Annotated in this window: 17 protein-coding genes; 7 read left to right on the top strand and 10 right to left on the bottom strand. The window is 55.1% G+C overall.

Going from position 1 to position 19,476, the window contains the following annotated elements; all coding sequences use genetic code 11:
• Positions 1 to 10: 10 nt before the first annotated feature.
• A complete protein-coding gene (locus METLA_RS0115225) occupies positions 11 to 1,333 on the bottom strand; it encodes a UDP-glucose dehydrogenase family protein (protein WP_024299369.1) in 1,323 nt (440 codons plus the stop codon).
• Between the two features lie 113 nt (positions 1,334 to 1,446).
• Between METLA_RS0115225 and METLA_RS0115230 the strand changes: the two genes are divergently transcribed.
• The 5 genes from METLA_RS0115230 (at position 1,447) to METLA_RS0115250 (ending at position 10,409) form a co-directional block, all read left to right on the top strand.
• On the top strand, positions 1,447 to 3,564 hold the full coding sequence (locus tag METLA_RS0115230; RefSeq protein WP_024299370.1) for a RelA/SpoT family protein: 2,118 nt from the start codon (positions 1,447 to 1,449) through the stop codon (positions 3,562 to 3,564).
• Positions 3,565 to 3,653: 89 nt separating this feature from the next.
• Positions 3,654 to 4,517 carry a transglutaminase family protein gene (locus tag METLA_RS0115235; protein ID WP_024299371.1) on the top strand — a complete coding sequence of 288 codons (864 nt, stop codon included), beginning with the start codon at positions 3,654 to 3,656 and terminating at the stop codon, positions 4,515 to 4,517.
• 95 nt (positions 4,518 to 4,612) lie between these two features.
• Complete coding sequence (polA, locus tag METLA_RS0115240; protein WP_024299372.1) at positions 4,613 to 7,312, top strand: DNA polymerase I; 2,700 nt, start codon at positions 4,613 to 4,615, stop codon at positions 7,310 to 7,312.
• 180 nt (positions 7,313 to 7,492) lie between these two features.
• Positions 7,493 to 7,987, top strand: a complete 495-nt coding sequence (locus METLA_RS0115245; RefSeq protein ID WP_024299373.1) for a DUF2934 domain-containing protein — start codon at positions 7,493 to 7,495, stop codon at positions 7,985 to 7,987.
• A 178-nt stretch (positions 7,988 to 8,165) separates the two neighbouring features.
• Positions 8,166 to 10,409, top strand: coding sequence for a fused MFS/spermidine synthase (locus METLA_RS0115250; protein WP_024299374.1), 2,244 nt, complete (start codon positions 8,166 to 8,168; stop codon positions 10,407 to 10,409).
• Positions 10,410 to 10,554: 145 nt separating this feature from the next.
• Here the strand turns inward: METLA_RS0115250 and METLA_RS0115255 are convergent, their stop codons facing one another.
• From METLA_RS0115255 to rplM, 6 genes are all read right to left on the bottom strand, one after another.
• Positions 10,555 to 10,869 carry a hypothetical protein gene (locus METLA_RS0115255; protein ID WP_024299375.1) on the bottom strand — a complete coding sequence of 105 codons (315 nt, stop codon included), beginning with the start codon at positions 10,867 to 10,869 and terminating at the stop codon, positions 10,555 to 10,557.
• A gap of 582 nt (positions 10,870 to 11,451) precedes the next feature.
• On the bottom strand, positions 11,452 to 13,083 hold the full coding sequence (locus tag METLA_RS0115260; protein ID WP_024299376.1) for an ArnT family glycosyltransferase: 1,632 nt from the start codon (positions 13,081 to 13,083) through the stop codon (positions 11,452 to 11,454).
• Between the two features lie 33 nt (positions 13,084 to 13,116).
• On the bottom strand, positions 13,117 to 13,392 hold the full coding sequence (locus METLA_RS0115265; RefSeq protein ID WP_024299377.1) for a lipid-A-disaccharide synthase N-terminal domain-containing protein: 276 nt from the start codon (positions 13,390 to 13,392) through the stop codon (positions 13,117 to 13,119).
• The gene (locus METLA_RS0115270) at positions 13,385 to 14,116 is read right to left on the bottom strand and encodes a glycosyltransferase family 2 protein (protein WP_024299378.1); all 732 of its coding nucleotides are present in this window, start codon (positions 14,114 to 14,116) and stop codon (positions 13,385 to 13,387) included. The genes METLA_RS0115265 and METLA_RS0115270 overlap by 8 nt, the downstream gene beginning before the upstream one ends.
• Positions 14,117 to 14,275: 159 nt before the next feature.
• Positions 14,276 to 14,668, bottom strand: a complete 393-nt coding sequence (rpsI, locus tag METLA_RS0115275; protein ID WP_024299379.1) for a 30S ribosomal protein S9 — start codon at positions 14,666 to 14,668, stop codon at positions 14,276 to 14,278.
• A gap of 11 nt (positions 14,669 to 14,679) precedes the next feature.
• The gene (rplM, locus tag METLA_RS0115280) at positions 14,680 to 15,108 is read right to left on the bottom strand and encodes a 50S ribosomal protein L13 (protein WP_024299380.1); all 429 of its coding nucleotides are present in this window, start codon (positions 15,106 to 15,108) and stop codon (positions 14,680 to 14,682) included.
• Between the two features lie 612 nt (positions 15,109 to 15,720).
• Between rplM and METLA_RS0115285 the strand changes: the two genes are divergently transcribed.
• Complete coding sequence (locus METLA_RS0115285; RefSeq protein WP_051459786.1) at positions 15,721 to 16,551, top strand: ion transporter; 831 nt, start codon at positions 15,721 to 15,723, stop codon at positions 16,549 to 16,551.
• 112 nt (positions 16,552 to 16,663) lie between these two features.
• Positions 16,664 to 16,978: a hypothetical protein gene (locus METLA_RS22685; RefSeq protein ID WP_152539454.1), complete on the top strand. Its 315-nt coding sequence runs from the start codon at positions 16,664 to 16,666 to the stop codon at positions 16,976 to 16,978.
• Between the two features lie 76 nt (positions 16,979 to 17,054).
• On the opposite strand, the gene METLA_RS0115295 is transcribed toward METLA_RS22685, so the two are convergent.
• From METLA_RS0115295 to METLA_RS0115300, 3 genes are read right to left on the bottom strand one after another with little or no spacing between them, the layout of a single operon-like run.
• Positions 17,055 to 17,483 carry a DUF2721 domain-containing protein gene (locus tag METLA_RS0115295; RefSeq protein WP_024299382.1) on the bottom strand — a complete coding sequence of 143 codons (429 nt, stop codon included), beginning with the start codon at positions 17,481 to 17,483 and terminating at the stop codon, positions 17,055 to 17,057.
• 8 nt (positions 17,484 to 17,491) lie between these two features.
• Complete coding sequence (locus METLA_RS20985; RefSeq protein WP_036281793.1) at positions 17,492 to 17,707, bottom strand: hypothetical protein; 216 nt, start codon at positions 17,705 to 17,707, stop codon at positions 17,492 to 17,494.
• On the bottom strand, positions 17,704 to 19,371 hold the full coding sequence (locus tag METLA_RS0115300) for a cytochrome c (RefSeq protein ID WP_245598808.1): 1,668 nt from the start codon (positions 19,369 to 19,371) through the stop codon (positions 17,704 to 17,706). Before METLA_RS0115300 ends, METLA_RS20985 begins: the two co-directional genes overlap by 4 nt.
• Positions 19,372 to 19,476: the final 105 nt, after the last annotated feature.

Here is a 19,476-nt window from a genome sequence, read left to right on the forward strand (position 1 = left end):
ACAGCATTGGTTAAGGTCTGCCTATCGCATGATAGGCCAATCCGCTGCGGCGCACAAACGCCGGTTCGTACATGTTGCGGCCATCGAAAATGACCTTGTCGCCGAGCGCGCGGCTCAGTTCGTCGAAGTCGGGACTCCTAAACTCCTTCCATTCGGTCACGATTACCAAGGCGTCGGCATTCTCCAATGCGTCTCGAGGCGAGGAGCAGAGTTTCAAATGCGGGTTGTCGCCGTAAATCCGCCGCGCTTCGGCGAGCGCCTCGGGATCATAGGCCTGCACGCTGGCGCCGGCCCGGCTTAGGCTCTCGATCAGGACCCGGCTCGGCGCCTCGCGCATGTCGTCGGTGTCGGGCTTGAAGGCGAGCCCCCAGAGCGCGATCACCTTGCCTTCGAGCTTGCCCTGATAATGCCGGCTGATTTTTTCGAACAAGCGGCTTTTTTGCCGGTTGTTCACGTTTTCGACCGCGTTCAATAATTCGGCATGATAGCCCTGTTCCTTCGCGGTGCGCTCCAAGGCCTTCACATCCTTCGGAAAACAGGAACCGCCATAGCCGCAGCCCGGATAGATGAAGCTGTAGCCGATCCGGCTGTCCGAGCCGATGCCTTGGCGGACCTGCTCAATGTCCGCGCCGAGATATTCGGCCAGATTCGCGAGTTCGTTCATGAAACTGATTTTGGTCGCCAGCATCGCATTCGCCGCATACTTGGTCAATTCGGCCGAACGCACATCCATCGTGATGATCCGCTCACGGCTGCGGTTGAACGGCGCGTATAATTCCTTCATCAATTCCGCGGTGCGCGGATTGTCCACGCCGATGATGATGCGGTCCGGGCGCATGAAGTCGTTCAACGCCGCGCCCTCCTTCAGAAACTCCGGATTCGAGACCACGTCGAATTCGATCTTTTCGCCGCGTTTTGCCAGCGCCTCCTCGATCTTCGCCTTGACCTTGTCGGCGGTGCCGACCGGCACGGTCGATTTATCGATCACGACCCGGTAGCCGGTCATGTGCTCGGCGATGCTTTCGGCGACCGTCAACACATAACGCAGGTCGGCCGAGCCGTCTTCGTCGGGCGGCGTGCCGACCGCGATGAATTGAAACACGCCGTGCGCGACCGCCTCCTTCACGTCGGTGGTAAACTTAAGGCGCCCCGCCGCCTGATTTTCCTTGACCATCGCATCCAGGCCCGGCTCGAAGATAGGAATCTCGCCCTGCTGCAACTTGGCCACCTTGCCCGCGTCAATATCCATACAAATCACCTCGTTACCGACATCCGCCATACAGGCGCCCGTGACCAGACCGACATAACCGCTACCGAACACTGTAATTTTCATCTTATTCGCTTTATTATTGCTAAATGAATTGACTCAACCGGCGCTAGCGCCTGTCTAAGTTTCCGATTATCGAGCCAAGAGCCTGCGCGGCCTTTCTTGTATTTTTCCGTACGATGCCGAAAAAAACCGACCCCAACAAATCGCTGTTAGACGGGTTTTCCGAACCTGACCGCGAGCAGATCAACCAGGCGCTTGCCATCATCGCCCAAATTCCCGACGATCCTGATTATGGCCGTCCGAAGGGGTTTGAAGTGGCCGCTATTTTAACGGATTTTCATGTCGATCTGAAAACGACTCTGGCGGCTATTTTAAGCGATCCCCGCTTGAATGCGCTCAAGCCGCACCCGGATCTTGCCGGCCGCTTTGGCGCCACGGTCGATGCCTTGGTCAACGACGTCAATTGGCTGAACAAATTGAGCGTTTACACGCCCGAGATGACGCATCAGCCGAACCAGACCGAAACCTTGCGCCGGATGTTGCTGTCGATGACCCATGACGTGCGCGCGGTGCTGATCAAACTGGCTTACCGGGTCAAGCGCCTGCGCGGTCTCGCGGGCGAAGCGGAAGAAGTGCGCCATTTCATCGCGCGCGAAACGCTGGACATTTATGCGCCGATCGCGAACCGGATGGGGATTCATCAGTTCAAATGGGAGCTCGAAGACCTGGCGTTCCGTTATCTGGAGCCGCAGGTTTACAAGAGCATCGCCAAGTCGCTCGCCGATAAACGGGTCGAGCGCGAGCGCTGCGTCAGCCATTTTATCGCCCAGCTGCACGCCGCGCTGAGCGAGGAAGGCATCACTGCCGACGTATACGGCCGGCCGAAGCACATCTACAGCATCTGGAAAAAGATGCAAAAAAAGCGGCTCGGCATCGATGAACTGTACGACCTCCTGGCGGTGCGCGTGATCGTGAACAACCTGACCCAATGCTACACGGTCCTGGGTCTCGTGCACAGTCTCTGGCAGACGATTCCGAAAGAATTCGACGATTATATCGCCAACCCGAAGGAAAACGGCTACCAGTCCCTGCATACGGTGATCCTTGACAGCGGCGGCAACCGGATCGAGGTGCAGATCCGCACCCGCGCAATGCACGAATTCGCCGAAATGGGCGTCGCCGCGCACTGGTCGTATAAGGAAGGCGGCAGACACAATGCCGCGGTCGAAAAAAACATCGCCTCCTTGCGCAAGCTGCTCGAGGAAAAAGACAATGACGAGACGCTGGCCGAAGATTTCAAGACCGAATTGTTTTCCGACCGCGTCTATGTGCTGACTCCTGCCGGCAAGCTGATCGATCTGGTCAAGGGCTCGACGCCGCTCGATTTCGCCTATGCGATTCACACCGAAATCGGCCACCGCTGCCGCGGCGCCAAGGTGAACGGACGCATCACCCCGTTGACCTATGTCCTGAAGTCGGGCGAACAGGTCGAAATCCTGACCGCGAAGGAAGGCGGGCCGAATCATAACTGGATCGATCCGAACCTCGGCTACCTGAAATCGCCGCACGCGATCGCGCGCGTCAGAAGCTGGTTCAAGAATCAGCAGATGGCGCAAAACATCGCGACCGGCAAGGCGATTCTGGACAAGGAAATGCAGCGGCTCGGCGTCAAACTGGCCAATCTGAACGAGTTGACCAAGCATTTCAAGCAACCGGACAAGGACAAACTGTACGAGGCGATCGGCCGCGGCGACATCACCAGCCGCCAGGTCGCCGCGTTTTTCAAGATCCCCGAGCTGGAAGAAGCGCCGTTCATCAGGATTCAGCAAAAAAAACAGACCGCGAAATCGGCGGTCACGGTCGACGGCATCGATCAGGTGCTGACCTCGTTCGCGCACTGCTGCTCGCCGGTGCAGGGCGACGAGATCATCGGCTACATATCGCACAAGAAAGGCATCATCGTGCACCGCCGCAACTGCGAGAATATCCTGCAGTTGAGCCCCGACAAGCAGGCGCAACTGATTCAGGTCGAATGGGGCGGGGACAAATCGTATTATTCGGTGCCGATCATCATTCTCGCGCAAAGCGCGAAGGACTTATTGAACCAGGTGACTCAGGTGCTGGCGCATTCGAAAATTCATATCTCGAATGCGGCATTGAACACGCACCCCGATTTTTCGGCCGACCTGAACCTGACCATTCAAATCGAAAATATCGATCAACTCAGCCAGATATTGAACCGGCTCAGCTGCTTGCCTAACATTGTCGAGGTAAAAAGAAAGCAGACAGGCTAAAGCAAGTAGCGTATCCTGAGCTTACTGTTTTGGGATAGTTGGCGCATACAGCGCACTCTGCTCGACTTCGTATCCTCGATGGTGAATCTATGCAGCGCTATAAAATTCTTCATCGCACCTATTATAATTATTCCACCGAGGTGCGGCTCGATCCGCATTTTTTGCGCCTTCGTCCGCGAGAAGGCCATGAGTTGCGGATCGAGTCATCAAGCCTCACAATCTCGCCTCCGGCCACCCTGCGTTGGCAACGCGACGTGGAGGATAATTGCGTTGCTGTCGCCAATTTCGCAATGCCCGCTCGCCAGCTTTCGATCGAGAGCGAGGTGATCATTCAGCAGTACAATCAAGCTCCCCTGGATTTCATGGTGGCAAGCTATGCGGCCGACTATCCCTTCACCTATACGCCCGAAGACCGGATTGTGCTGTCGCCCTATATGATTTCCGCCGATGACACGGAAGACGACAAACTGACAGAATGGATCGGCAGATTCCGGCAGCCGAGCGAACGCGATCAGCCCCTTTCCTTGCTGCAAAATCTTTGCTCCATCATTCATCAAACGCTGTCGTACCAACTGCGCGAGGAACCGGGCGTGCAGTCTCCGGCGGAAACGTTGTCCCTGGGCACTGGCTCATGTCGGGATTTTGCCTATTTATTCATGGAAGCGGCGAGGTGCCTGGGGCTGGCGTCACGTTTTGTCAGCGGCTATCTGCATACGCCGCCATCTCAGTTCAATTATGGTTCGACGCATGCCTGGGCGGAAGTCTACCTGCCGGGCGTAGGCTGGAAGGGATTCGACCCTACCCTCGGAGAAATCGTGGGGACCCATCACATTGCCGTGGCGGTGGCAAGGTCGCCCGAATCCGTTCCGCCGGTAGCCGGATCGTTCGTCGGGCCGCCGGGATCGAGCCTGAATGTCGGGGTGTGGGTGAGCGAGCTAGCGAGGGTGATGTAAAAACAGGCGGACTCAAGGCGAAAGTAAAAGCCGCGCCTTGCGCCTTGAGTCTTTTTCCTTTAGCCTTGCTCCTTTATCCTTTTGCGCGCTTTATTATGACCACCAAACGCCTGATTCTCGTCGACGGCTCGTCCTTCCTGTTCCGCGCCTATCATGCGCTGCCGCCGTTGACCAGTCCGCAAGGCTTGGCAATCAATGCGGTGTACGGTGTATCGAACATGCTCAGGAAGATGCTTAGCGATTATCCGCAGGACCATTTCGCGGTGATCTTCGATGCGCCCGGCAAGACTTTCCGGCACGACCTTTACGATCAATACAAGGCGCACCGGCCGCCGATGCCGGACGATCTGCGCTGCCAGATCGAACCCTTGCACCGGCTGGTGCGGGCGATGGGCTTGCCGCTGATCGTCGAGTCGGGCATCGAGGCGGACGACGTGCTGGGCTGTTTGGCGAAGAAAGCCGATCAGCTCGGCTTCGAGGTGATCATCTCGACCGGCGACAAGGACATGGCGCAACTGGTCAACGCGCATATCATGCTCGAAAACACAATGAACAACAGCCGGATGGACGTCCAGGGCGTGATCGACAAATTCGGCGTCAGGCCGGACCAGATCATCGATTACCTGGCGCTGATCGGCGATGCGGTCGACAACATTCCGGGCGTGCCGAAGGTCGGTCCGAAAACGGCCGCGAAATGGCTCGAACAATACGAGTCGCTGGACAATCTGATCGCGAACGCGGACAAGATCACCGGCAAAATCGGCGAAAATCTGCGCGCGAGCCTCGAACAACTGCCGCTGTCCAAACAGTTGACCACGATCAAGTGGGACATCGATCTGCCTTACGCTATCGACGACCTCGAACGCAAACCGGCAGATCCTACCGAATTGAAGGCGCTGCTGTCCGAATTCGGCTTTACGACCTGGCTGAAAACTCTCGGCAGCGAAACGGCGGCGCCTATCTCCGAACCGGAAACCCCGCCCGGCAAAACCGACTATGAAACGGTGCTGAGCGAAGAGCATTTCGAGCGCTGGTTCGCCAAGCTCGACAATGCCGAGCTGTTCGCGTTCGATACCGAAACGACCAGTCTCGATTACAGCAAGGCGCGCATCGTCGGCGTGTCGTTCGCGGTCGAACCGGGACATGCGGCCTATGTGCCGCTTGCGCACGATTATCCCGGCGCGCCGGAGCAGCTCGACAAAACCCGGGTTCTGGAGCGCCTCAGGCCGCTGCTCGAAAATCCTGCAAAAGCCAAGCTCGGGCAGAACCTCAAATACGACCTGCATGTGCTCGCGAACGAAGGCATCGATCTGAAGGGCGTCGCGCACGATACGATGCTGGAGTCTTACGTCTATAACAGCACCGCGACCAAGCACAACATGGATGACCTGGCGAAGAAATATCTCGGCGTCGACACGATCCACTTCGAAGACATCGCCGGCAAGGGCGCGAAGCAACTTTCCTTTGATGAAATTGCGATCGAAGAGGCCGGGCCGTATGCGGCCGAGGATGCGGACATCACGCTGCGTTTGCATCACAAACTGCGGCCGCTGCTCGCGGAGCACGATGCGCTGTACCGGCTCTATGCGGACATCGAAGTGCCGCTACTCAGCGTGCTGGCCCGCATCGAACGCAACGGCGTCGCGGTCGACACCGACATGCTCGCGCAGCAGAGCATGGAGCTGGCTAGCCAAATCATCAGCCTCGAACACCATGCGCACGATCTGGCCGGGCACAGTTTCAATCTGGGTTCGCCGAAACAGATTCAGGAGATCTTGTACGATCGTCTGCAACTGCCGGTGCTGAAGAAAACGCCGAAAGGCCAGCCGTCGACCGACGAGTCGGTCTTGCAGGAGCTGGCCGCCGATTACCCCTTGCCCAGGCTGATTCTCGAACACCGCAGCCTCAGCAAGCTGAAGTCGACTTATACCGACAAACTGCCCGAACAGGTCGACCCGAACACCGGCCGCATCCATACCTCGTATCATCAGGCGGTCGCCGCGACCGGGCGCTTGTCGTCGTCCGACCCGAACCTGCAAAACATTCCGATACGCACCGAGGAAGGCCGCAAGATCCGCAAGGCATTCATCGCGCCGCCGGGTTACAAGATCGTCGCGGCCGACTATTCGCAGATCGAACTGCGCATCATGGCGCATCTGTCCGGCGATGCGGGTTTGTTGAAGGCGTTCAGCGAAGGCTTGGACGTGCATACCGCGACCGCGGCGGAAGTGTTCGGGGTCGCGCCGGAGCAGGTCACGCACGATTTGCGCCGTTCGGCGAAGGCGATCAATTTCGGGCTGATCTACGGCATGTCGTCGTTCGGCCTGGCGCAGCAGCTCGGCCTCACGCGCGGCCAGGCGCAGTCGTATATCGACCTGTATTTCGCGCGCTATCCGGGCGTCAAGGACTACATGGATTCGATCAGGGCCTTGGCCCGCGAGCAGGGCTATGTCGAAACGCTGTTCGGACGGCGGCTGTATCTGCCCGATATCAATTCGCGCAATGCGGCGCAGCGCCAATATGCCGAACGCACCGCGATCAATGCGCCGATGCAGGGCACCGCGGCGGACATCATCAAGCGCGCGATGATCGCGACCGACCGCTGGCTGATCGAGGCGCGCGAGGATGCCAAGATGATCATGCAGGTGCATGACGAGCTGGTGTTCGAAGTCGCCAAAGACCGCCTCGATCATTGTATGGACAGGATCAGGACGCTGATGAACTCGGCCGCCGATCTTAAAGTCCCTCTGCTCGTCGACGTCGGCGTCGGCGACAATTGGGATGAAGCGCATTAACAGGCGGCGTTAGGCCGCTCCGAACGAGATCGCTTGCCCCCGATATTTAGGGGTAAAGTCTTCTTGCATTCTTGCTGAGCGGCCCAAAAGTTTAAACACTTACACCCTATAAAAATTGCACCAATCTTATCCGATCGAGGTCAATAACCCGTCCGGCTTAATCTACACAAGAAAGATGGCATGAATACGAGTCCCGAGAATCGCCGATCACCCTCTCCGGGCGAGCAAAACGCCGAAATCTCGCCCAAGACTACGCCCAGCGCCCAAGCCTGCGGCGAGCGCTGGGCCCAGGAAAGCCAAAAACGCCACGAATGGATTGCGGTCGCCGCGTATTTCAAGGCCGAGAAACGCGGCTTTGCGCCGAACCATGACTGGGACGACTGGTTCGAGGCCGAACTCGACTACGTCAAACGGCAGGTCGAGGACTATCTGATCATTCTGGAAGAAGACGGCGAGACCACCCTGATCGGTCTGCAAAGACTGGCTTATTCGATCGGCGTCGAACACCCAGAAAATATTCATTCGAAAACCGACCTGATCCAGGCGATTCAATGCGCCTGCCAGCTTTTGCCGTGTTTCAGGATCGGCGTCGAGGACCTCTGTAGCCAGTTCAATGATTGCCAGTGGCGCTCCGAGTGCAAAAAAATGATCGCGGTATGGAAACGATACGGCTAAGGAATTAAGATCTCTCTCGTTTCCCACCGCTTAATCCACAAACCAATCCTTCGCTGCATTCTGCAGTAAAATAGGCGAATTTTTACCCCAACCTCGGATTAAAGTCCCTCATTCGCGGCCAAATGCTTTATCATTAGCGCCTCAAAAAATAATAATTAGCGAGCCGCTTTAAACCACTATGAGCCTGCCTTCAGAAAACTCGAACGACCGCCGTTTATCTCTGATCTTTTTGTTTGCCGCGACCCTGTTCAGCAGCGCATCCTTGATGTTCGTGCTGCAACCGATGTTTGGAAAAATCCTGCTGCCCTTGCTGGGCGGATCGCCGTCGGTTTGGAATACCTGCATGGTGTTTTACCAAACGCTGCTTTTTCTCGGCTATTTGTATGCGCACCTGCTTTCTACTCGGCAAAACACCCATAAACAGGTGCTGATCCACGGCGGATTGATGCTGGTCAGCTTGCTGGCGCTGCCGGTCGCGATGCCCGAAAACGCGGCGCCGCCGACCGAAAGCAATCCGACTTTCTGGCTGCTGTGGACCTTGTTCATCGCGATCGGCCTGCCTTTTTTCGTGGTCTCGACCACCGCGCCGTTGATCCAGAAATGGTTCGCTAACGTCGGCCACCATACCAGCCATGATCCTTATTACCTGTATGCGGCCAGCAATGCCGGCAGCCTGATCGCGCTGCTCAGCTATCCGTTTCTGTTGGAGCCGAATATCGGGCTGGATCAGCAAAAAGCGGACTGGAGCATCGGTTATGTGCTGTTGTGCCTCTTGATTGCCGGTTGCGCCTTCATGTTATGGAAATCGCATCAGCAAAATCCGATCGTTGAGGAAGAAAATGGGGCAGAGGATGGCCTGAGCCCTCTGACCCAGTTGCACTGGCTGGTTCTGGCCTTGGTGCCGTCGAGCCTGTTGCTCGGTTTGACCAATTACATCAGCACCGACATTGCTTCGGTGCCGCTGCTGTGGATCATTCCGTTGACGCTGTACCTCCTGACCTTCATCATCGTGTTTTCGAAATGGCATGACTTGATTCATCCCTGGATGGTCAAGCTGCAACCGATGGTATTGCTGCCATTCATCGCCTATTCGTTCATCAATCCGGCGATCATTCCGTACTGGGTCAATCTGGCTCTGCACCTGGCCGCGTTCTTCGTCGCGGTGATGGTCTGCCACGGCGAGCTGGCCAAGGCCCGGCCGCATACCCGGTATTTGACGACCTACTATCTGATCATGTCCTTCGCCGGCATGCTCGGCGGCATGTTCAACACCTTCGTCGCGCCTTTCGTGTTCAACGGCGTGTATGAATACCCGATCATGATCGTTGCGGCACTGCTCTTGCGTCCCGGCCTGAAACTGTCCCTCGGCAGCGACAAGATCGACTGGCTGAAACAGGCGCTGTTCCCTATCTTACTGCTGGTGTTCGGCATCGCGGTGTATCTGGGCATCCATGATTTGCCGGAATATCTCGACACGATCGGCGTCGGTCTCTTGGTGTTGGCCGGTTTGCTCTATGCGTTCAGGGACCGGCCGTTGACGATGGCTTTATCGACCGGCATTCTGATTTTCTTCACGATGGGGCTGCATGGTTTGTTGTCGAACACGCTATACCAGGACCGCACCTTCTTCGGCGTGCTGTCGGTTCGTGAGAGCGTATTGACCGATGAAGAAGGCCGACCGGAAAAATTCCACGAGTTTTACCACGGCACGACCAAGCACGGCGCGCAGCGCCTGACTGCCGAGCATGCGCTGACGCCGCTGACCTATTTCAGCCGGCCGGGGCCGATCGGGCAGGTGTTCAGCGTTTTCGATAATGTCGATCAAAACTGGGAGATCGGCGTCGTCGGTCTCGGCGCCGGCACCTTGAACTGCTACGCGAAGCCGACGCAAAACTGGACTTTCTACGAACTGGATCCTCTGGTCGTCGAGGTCGCGAGCAATCCGAAATACTTTACCTATATCAGCGGCTGCAATCCGAAGGTGGCCATGCGGGTCGGCGATGCGCGCCTGTCGCTCGAAAAAGAACCGGATCAAAAATTCGATTTATACGTAATCGATGCTTTCAGCTCCGATTCGATTCCGACGCACTTGTTGACGCAGGAAGCGATTCAGTTGTATTTCCAGAAGCTGAAGCCGAACGGCATCCTCGCGCTGCACATTACCAACCGCCATCTGGCGTTGAAAAAAGTGCTGGCCGATCACGCCAAGCAACTGCACTATGACGCGCTGCTCCAGGAGTTCGTGCCGCAGCAGGAAATTCCGCTGGTTGCGGCCACGGACTGGGTGGTGATGGCGAAAAAACCGGAGACGCTCGATCCGTTGCGTAGCAGCAGCCTCGGCAAATGGCAAAAGCTGCCGATTACCTTCGGCCTGAAGCCGTGGACCGACGATTTCACGAATATCGTCACGATCTGGAAATAGACGTCTCCGCGATATATATAAGGCGTAAGTACACAAAAAAGCCCGCCCTTCTACAGAAGGGCGGGCTTTTTTTATTACTAATTCTAGGTGCCGTGGTGTTTTTCGTTTTTGCCGCAAACGCTGGCGGCTTTTTTTATAATGCCGATTAATTAGGATAAGCGTTTCGATTGCGATTGCCGCGACCTGTGCGTTGAAGTTGATTTGCGTTCGTCATCGAGCCCGATTTTCTTGAATTTCCGCTTTGTAAAGCATCTATGTCTTGCCTCACGAAAGTCAGGGCCGTTTCCAATTTTTTAATATCGGAATGGCTTGCGTCGACCTGATTTCTTAGCAGTTCCAATTGCGCAATCATTTGGCCGCATTCCTGCGCAACGCAATCGTCTGCAGACCAGGCTAAGGGTGTTGTCAGCAAGCCCGCAGTGAAAACGCTGCATGTCAATATCTTGTGTTTGATGTTCATGGTCATTCTCCTTTGTAGCGGATCTAAAATAGTTCTCTCGACAGAGAGTCAATTGCGAAAGGTTCGGTCCATGAATGAGTGACAGTCATTGCCTTGCTATCACCAGGAACTGGCGATCATAAAATCCTATCCGAATAGGGATGCCATGAAAACTGCCGAACTCTGCGCAAGACCATGGCTCATAGAGTATACGGTACAGGCATATAAAACCGAAAAGGTTTAATTAAATATTAAGTATTAAGTATTTAAACAGATGCCAATATATTTCATCTGTGCGCTTGTCAAAAAGACGAGGATGCCGGTATTCGGCTGCGTGGATATAATCACGGATTGCCTGCCGAATTACCCGACAAACTCGATATATCAATGGGTTATTGCATAGCGTAGAGAGGAGGATGCATTCGGCAGTTAGGAAACAGAATCCATAAAAATACCCTATTAATAGTAAGGCTGAATGCTTGATCCAAATTGTGCAGCCAAGGGACAGGCGGTCGAGATTGCGGGTTTAAATGATAGGAAAAAGACCTTGGCAGTTTGAGGTCTGATATATGCTCGGAACTAGAGAGAAGTTTGAGTGGGTATTTAATAAATCAAAATCTTATTGAGCTCGGGATGGTTCAGGAACGCATCGATCGGCAGCAAGGCGACATTAAAACCCTTGTGGCGATGATGATAATAGGGAAAGGGCGTCGGCAAATCGGACGCGTTCTTATAACGCATCAGCACATAGCCATCCGGATGCTCTGCTCGCCATTTCTCGAGGTTGCGTAAACCGACGAGCGTTTTGATGGGCTTCGTTAAGCGCCCGCTGAATTGGTATTCGCCGTGATAAACGGCGACCAGATAAGCGACCTCTCGGTTTTGGGCGAAAACCTCGGCAATCTTTACGCCGGTTTCCTGCGTATCGAAACGCTCGCCTCTGAGCGAAAAAAAGGCCGAAGAGACGACCAGCAAGGCGATCACTGTCGCGATGCCGACCGTAAAGACTGACTCCTGGGCGTTTTGGGCCTCATGGCGCCACAATAATGCAGCAACGAGCAACAAGAAGATGCCCCATAGCGGGGACAATGTCGCCAATTCGGCGTTGCGAAACGTCATTGCGTTGACCCAGGGCGCGATTGCGATCGCGACGCCGATCAAAGCCAATAAGGCGATGTAGGCATGATGGGCGCGCCGCCAATCGATTTGACGGGCGTTAACCGCTGCCGCCGCTCTGGCCAGGACCAACACAAACAAGGGATACATCGGCAGCAGATAATGCACGCGTTTGCCGCTGATCAGCGAAAAGGCGATAAATAAGGGCACGCCCCAGGCCGCGCAAAAACGCAGGCCGGCGTCATGTAGATTCAGCGTCTTCAGGCCCAGCCAAAACGGTTTGAGCAGCAGCCACGGCAACAGCAGGGCCGGCAGATACTGCGCATACCACCACCACGGCAGCTTGTGCGCGAACGACTCGACGATGCGACCTTGCGTCTGTCCCCAGAAAATTGCGTTCCGGTAAACTTCGCCGCCCGCAATCCCGGCCGGAATCGCCCAGCATAGCGCAATGGCGGCGCCCAGCAGGATGCTGAAAACAAGCCCCGCATACCAGTGCCGCCAATATGATCCCGGCTTGGCATCCTTGAGCCACCAGGGCGCCAATAAGGCCGCCGGCAACACGTGCAGCAAAATCACCGGGCCTTTCGCCATCACGCCGCCGCCGATGGCCGCGCCCAGCAACAGCCAGCGCGGCAGCGTCAGCCCGGCATGTGCCAGCTGCAACAGGCTATAAATGGCCAGCGTGACGAAAAATGCCAACATCATGTCGAACATGGTCAGCGTGCTGAAAACGATCCAGAAACCGGAGCCCAGCAGCATGATCGGCGCCATGTCCGCGATCGCCTGACGTTCCGGCCATAACAGCCGGGCCATCGCGGCGGACAAATACACGGTGCCGAGCGCGAAGAGCGGGGAAACGAGCCGCAGCGACCAGTCATTGACGCCGAACAGCAGCCAGGTCAGCTGCATCAGCCAGAACAAAAGCGGCGGTTTGTGACTGTAAAGTTCGCCGTTGAGATGGGGTACCAGGAAGTCGCCGCGTTGCCACATCTCCCAGGCCACCGCTGCGTAGCGGGTTTCATCCACCGGCAGCAAGGGCCGGGCATAGAGCGCGAAACTGATCAAAACCAGCCAGATTACAAACACCCAGCTTCTGACGGGCAGTAATTGATACATATCGATCCGAGGCGATGAATCTTTGGCGGAAACTCAGGTGTTGAGCTGTTTGCGTTCGTAGATCACAAAATATAGATTACGGAAATAGATCAATAATCCGGAGGCTTGGCCGAGAATGAAAACCGGATCTTGCCGGTAGACCGCATAGGCCAGCAGCGTCACGCCGCCGCCGATGCTGAAATACCAGAATGCGATCGGAAACACACTTTTTTTCTCTTTTTCGCTCTTGATCCATTGCACCAGAAAACGCGCGGAAAACAGAGCTTGACCCAGAAAACCGACAGCCAGCCAGAGGGTTTCTTTATCCACGTTCAATTTCGTCTACCTCCGGTAATTTTGCACGTTGTTGCAGCCAGATCACGCCCAGCAAATCGGTGATGCCGGCCCACAAGCGGTCGAGCGTGCCGTAATTCGAAACGCCTACGCCGCGCGCCCGGTGATTGACCGGTTCCGAAATGACAGTGCCGCCGGCCCGAATCACCAGGGCAGGCAAAAACCGGTGCATGTGGTCGAAATAGGGCAATTCCAAAAATTTATCCCGTGCGAAGACTTTCAAGCCGCAGCCGGTGTCCGGTGTCTTGTCGCCGAGCAAAGTGGACCTGACCGTATTCGCGAATTTGGACGAGAACAGGCGCCACTTCGAGTCGTAACGCTTGTTTCTCCATCCCGCAATCATCCACAGATTCGCTGTGCTTTGTCTTTTATCGAGCAAGGCTCGGTATAAATGCGGGATGTCGGCGGGATCGTTTTGCCCGTCTCCATCCAGCGTCGCAATCCAGGGATGAACCGCCGCCTTGACTGCGGTGCGCACCGCAGTGCTTTGGCCGCAGCTCTGGTTATGTCTGATCACGCGTAAGGCGTTGAAGCGCAGCATCGCGTCTTTCAGTTCGGCTTCGGTTTGATCGCGGCTGCCGTCATCGACATAGATGATTTCATAGGCCTCCGCCTGCGTCATGGCTTGTTCGATTTCTTCGAGCAACGGCAAGATATTGCCGGCTTCGTTATGGACGGGAACAACAATGGATATTTTCATTGAGCGATGGTTCGATGATGCGCAAATGGTACAGTTTAACCGCTTTATATGACAATAATGTTAATTTTCATTTATTCAAGGCAATAAAAAAGGCTGCATCCGAATGAAATGCAGCCTCTTTGGGTGAGCGGCCTGGCCACTCGCAACCATACCGAACGCTTAACGTTTTGAGTATTGAGGGCGTTTTCTTGCTTTGTGCAAGCCGACTTTTTTACGTTCGACGACGCGCGAATCGCGGGTCACATAGCCAGCCTTACGCAAGGCTTGACGCAGAGTTTCGTCGTATTCCATCAACGCGCGGGTCAAGCCGTGGCGGATCGCGCCGGCTTGGCCGGATGGGCCGCCGCCTTTGACGATGACGTTCACATCGAATTGGCCTTCCATCTCAACGCATTCCAGCGGTTGACGGGAAACCATCTGGTCGGTCTTGCGGCCGAAATAGTCTTCGATCGATTTTTGGTTAATGGTGATTTTGCCGGTGCCTTTGGTGGCGTAAACGCGTGCAATTGCACTTTTACGACGACCTGTACCGTAATATTGAGCTGCTGCCATGGATTACTCGCTTAAAATTCTAATACTTTGGGCTGTTGCGCCTGATGGTCGTGTTCCGGACCGGCGTAAACTTTCAATTTTTTGAACATCGCGCGGCCCAATGGGTTGTTAGGCAGCATGCCTTTGACGGCGGTGGTCAAGATGCGGTCAGGAAAGGTTTTTCTCAACTTACCCAGGCTGACGGTCTTCAGATTGCCGATATAGCCGGTGTGGTGGTGATATAATTTGTCCTTTTCCTTATTGCCGGTGACGCCGATTTTTTCGACATTCACGACAATAATGTAGTCGCCGGTATCCACATGCGGGGTATATTCCGGTTTGTGTTTTCCGCGCAGACGGCGTGCAATCTCAGAAGCAAGACGGCCAAGCGTCTTCCCTTCCGCATCAACCACGTACCAATCGCGCTTAACTTCTGCAGGTTTTGCACTAAATGTTTTCATCGTTAGTTCGGTCTTGCTTTTAAAGGATCAATAAATAAGACCGAGAATTCTACTAAATAGTCAATCATTTTTCAAGTTTATTTACGTTTTAATATCCGTAATAGGCCGAAAAACCTGGAAAAAATTCCAAGCGCTAGGCTTCCGATTCAGAGTCATCGCCCGGTTTCCGCCACATCGCGTTGATGATCGCCGACGCACAGGTCGTTGTAAATAAGAAAATCGAATAGGCAGGCATAGCCCCTTATGTACTATAAGGCAACGGCTATGAAAAAAATACCTTCCCCGGTTGGATTGCGCCATTCGAGAGAAGGTGAGGATGAGGATAGCGAATAAGCCAAAACACGGCTTTCGATATGGAATAAGCAAGGCTTATGCCATGATACGAGAGTTGTGATTGCTAAAGGCTCCCCAAGCCCTGGCCGCCAGCTTCCGATTATTTTTGTATCATAAAGTGTTTCAATTGAAACGGACATTGTTTCATTGTCAGGGTATGAAACAGCAACGGCCAAAAAAGCGGATTACAGACGGGCGGAATCGCGAATAAAATTGTCCGTGATGATGCCGTTATGGCACGATGAACCGATGAAACATTCAGGAAGAGGTCCCAAGAACATGAGAATGCGCATAGAGAGCTGGCGGCATACGCTGTATCAGATCATCTATCAGGCCAACACGCCGACCGGAAGGGGCTTTGATATTGCGCTGATGATCCTGATCCTGGCCAGCGTGTTGACGATCATGCTGGACAGCGTCGCCGAAATCAATCAGAAATATGGAGACGAATTTTACGCGGCGGAATGGTTTTTCACGATTCTGTTCACGCTCGAATACGGTCTGCGCATCTTGTGTATACACAAGCCGATCAAATATCTCGTCAGTTTCTACGGCATCATCGACCTGATGTCGATCGCCCCTTCCTACCTGAGCCTCTTCCTTCCCGGAGCCCATTATCTGTTGGTCATCCGCATCCTGAGGGTGTTGCGCATTTTCCGGGTGCTGAAACTGGTCCGCTTCATCAATCAGGCCAATATTCTGGTCAATGCGCTGAAGGCCAGCCGGCTCAAGATCGCCATCTTCATGTTAACGATCTCGACGCTGCTGATCGTGTTCGGCTCGACGATGTATCTGATCGAAGGCCCGGAAAACGGCTTCACGAACATACCGGTCAGCATCTACTGGTCGGTCGTGACCCTGACCACGGTCGGCTTCGGCGACATCACGCCCAAGACCGATCTGGGTCGCGCGGTCTCGGCTATCGTGATGATCGTCGGCTATGCGATCATCGCGGTGCCGACCGGCATTTTCACCGCCGAGTTGTCGAAGGAAATGAAAAAACAGCGCAAGGCTGATCAGCGCACTTGCCCGCGCTGCCGGCATCCGGGCCATGAGAAGGACGCCAACTATTGCCGCATCTGCGGCACCGAATTGCCGCCTTCGCTTTAAACTTAATCCAGATCAAGGCGGGCTTGTCTCGATTCAATTCGGTAAAAAGCCGTTCAGCAGGCATTAAGCGAGCCTACGATAGCATAAACGCAAATGATTCTGGAGAATGCTGATGAAACGAAACATTCCAAGCGCTATGACTCCTGTCGCGGCCCTATTGACGCTTCTGGCCCAGACCGGCTGCTATTCCTATCCCACTCCCTACGGCGGCGGCTACGGCGAGACCGCGCCCTATTCGGGCAATTACCCGCGCTCGGGCTATGGTGGGTATGATCAAAACGGCTATGGCAACCGAGGTGACTACGACCGAAACTATCGCGGACACGACCATGACGGGGATGATGACGATGATGAGTACAGGGAAAGATCCTATGATCGCAATCGCCCTTGGCAGGGCAATCCGTCTGGCGGTTATTATGGACGTTAACAAGACTTGAAATGCGCCTTTAAGCAACCCTCGTCGCCTTGGCTTCCGGCCAGCAACGGCCGTGGGTGCGAAAGCTCTACGGCTTGCGCATCTCAATCACCCCGGTCGCCAGCGCAATTTCGCGTAAAAAACACAAAAGACCGCTGATCAGCGCCAGCATTGCCGCGACGAACAGCAGGGCGACAGCGCCGGACAGGTCGACGCGCAATTCGGCGCCGATGAACAGCGCCGCGATCGACAAGCAAATACACAAGGCCGACACCGTGCACAGGGTGATCGCCGAATGGTTCCAGCGCGCCCTCTGCGACAACGTGCGCATCTCATCCCGATGTGTTGCGGCCGCGGCTTCCTGCATTTCATTCAATAAGCGGAACCTGTCCACGACACGGCCCAGGCGATTGGTCAGCACGCTCAAAATCGCGCCGATTCCGGTCAGCAGGAAGACCGGCGCGACGGCTTGTTGAATGGCATGGGCAACGCTGGGAATAGTGGCTAAGACGTCCATTTCGGTCTTCACTGTCTAACGATTTGTCCAGATGGCTTGAGTGCGTTCAATAGATTAGGCAAGATAACCACAAAAGATACAGCGGTCAAGTTCCCTTCATAGGCCAGTGGTGCTTGTTTAGCGATCAGTGTAACGGCCATCCAATGGAACTTACCGGCTTGTTGCCCTTGGTGTAGTGACACTTTTCGTTGATCTTTTTTCGGCAGCGTTAATGATTCGATCACGGTGGCTTCCGTAAAGCGTTTCGCAGCAATAAGACCTCCCGTGTCGTCACCGGGGCTGCATTGTTGCCCCAGCTATCGCGTATAAAGCTCAGCACCTCGGCTATCTGCCGGTCGGTCAATTTCTTTGCGAAACTCGGCATTTTCTGAGGCTTCGGCTCCAGACGCGTTTCGGCAGTCGCGCTTCCTTCGAGCAGTAAACGGATCAGCGATGTTGCATTTTCCGAAAGAACGAGCGAATTTCCGGCGAGCTTCGGATATTTTTTTTCGGCTTGGCCATTCCCGGTTATCAGATGACATTTCGCGCAGAATGCCTCATAAATTCCCGCCCCCGGGCGCTCAATCGCGCCGGTTACCATGGTCAACAATTCGACGGCAACGTCCGGCCTATCGAGCCGATAGGATGACTTTTCACCGCGCGCCGAAAGCGACTTCAAATAGCGGGCGATTGCCTGCAGGTCGTCTTCAAGCAAATATTGCGTGCTGTTTTCGATCACCTCGGTCATACTGCCGAGCGAGGCCATCTTGCCGCCGTGGCCGGTTTTCAGAAAGGCAACGATGTCTGCTTCCGGCCAGCGTCCCAAACCGGAAGCGGGATCACTTCTCAGATTCGCCGCATACCAGTTGTCCACTTCCGCCCCGCTTAAATACAGTGGCGACGTTTCCGCATAGGCTTTTTCTTGGAAGGCAAGTCCGCGCGGCGTATGGCAGGCGCCGCAATGACCGAGCGACTGCACAAGATAGGCGCCCCGGTTCCATACGCCATCCTGATCGCTCCGCGGTTGAAAGCGTTGATGCTTGACGAAAGCGGCATCCCAAAACAACAGACTCAAGCGTATATTAAAAGGGAACGGCAGCTTCGTTTCCGGGGGCTTCTGACTGACTGGCGTTACCTCATTCATGAAATAGTCGTAGAGCGCATGAATGTCCTCATCGGTGATCGCCGTGAATGAAGAATAAGGCATTGCCGGATACAGGCGCCGTCCGTCCTTGGCAACGCCATTCCGCACGGCGCGGCTGAAATCGTCCAAGCTGTAGTTGCCGATGCCATAAACCCGATCCGGCGTAATGTTCGTCGAATAAATGACGCCGAAAGGCGAGTTGATTGGTAGCCCGCCGGCAAACGGCGCTTGCTTCGGTTCGGCCGTATGGCAGGCAATACAGTCGCCCGCCCTGGCCAGATAAGCTCCGCGGCTGATGCCTGAGGAATCGTTGGGTTGAGCCATCACAAGGACGGAGAAAAAGGCTGCACAGATGACGGCAACGTTTCTGGCTGCCGTACCATTCAAATCGCTTTTGTGGACACAAGCCAATCGCATGACCGTTAAAACCATGAACTGCACAGAGGCGTCAATAATGCCGCGCAGATGTTGAAGATCACCGCCACGATGAAGATTAAACTCGACATGACGCCGAGTTTTGCTAGAAATCGTCTCCTCCCGGCTGTCATCTCGACGGGGTTTCCGCCCCTTGATGCCTGGCTCGCCTCTTGTCTCCATGACGTCCAGGCCACGAAGCCCGACAGCAGCGCAAAGGCCAGGCATATCAGGCTGAGCGAAGCCAATAATAAGGCTAATCCATCCCAGAGCGGCGCGGCCAAAGGCGTCTGATAGGGATAGCAGGCATGGGCGACAAGCGGTTCGCTCAACAAAAGCTGGACCATCCATGCGGTCGGCGCGCCGAATAAGGCAACCAGAGTGCGAAGGGGCCCTTCCTTTCCCTGATTGAGTAGAGGGGGTTCGGTTGACGGTTTAGATCCGGTTGCAGGATTC

Origin of the sequence: Methylomicrobium lacus LW14 (assembly GCF_000527095.1) — a bacterium.
GTDB classification, from domain to species: Bacteria; Pseudomonadota; Gammaproteobacteria; order Methylococcales; family Methylomonadaceae; genus Methylomicrobium; species Methylomicrobium lacus.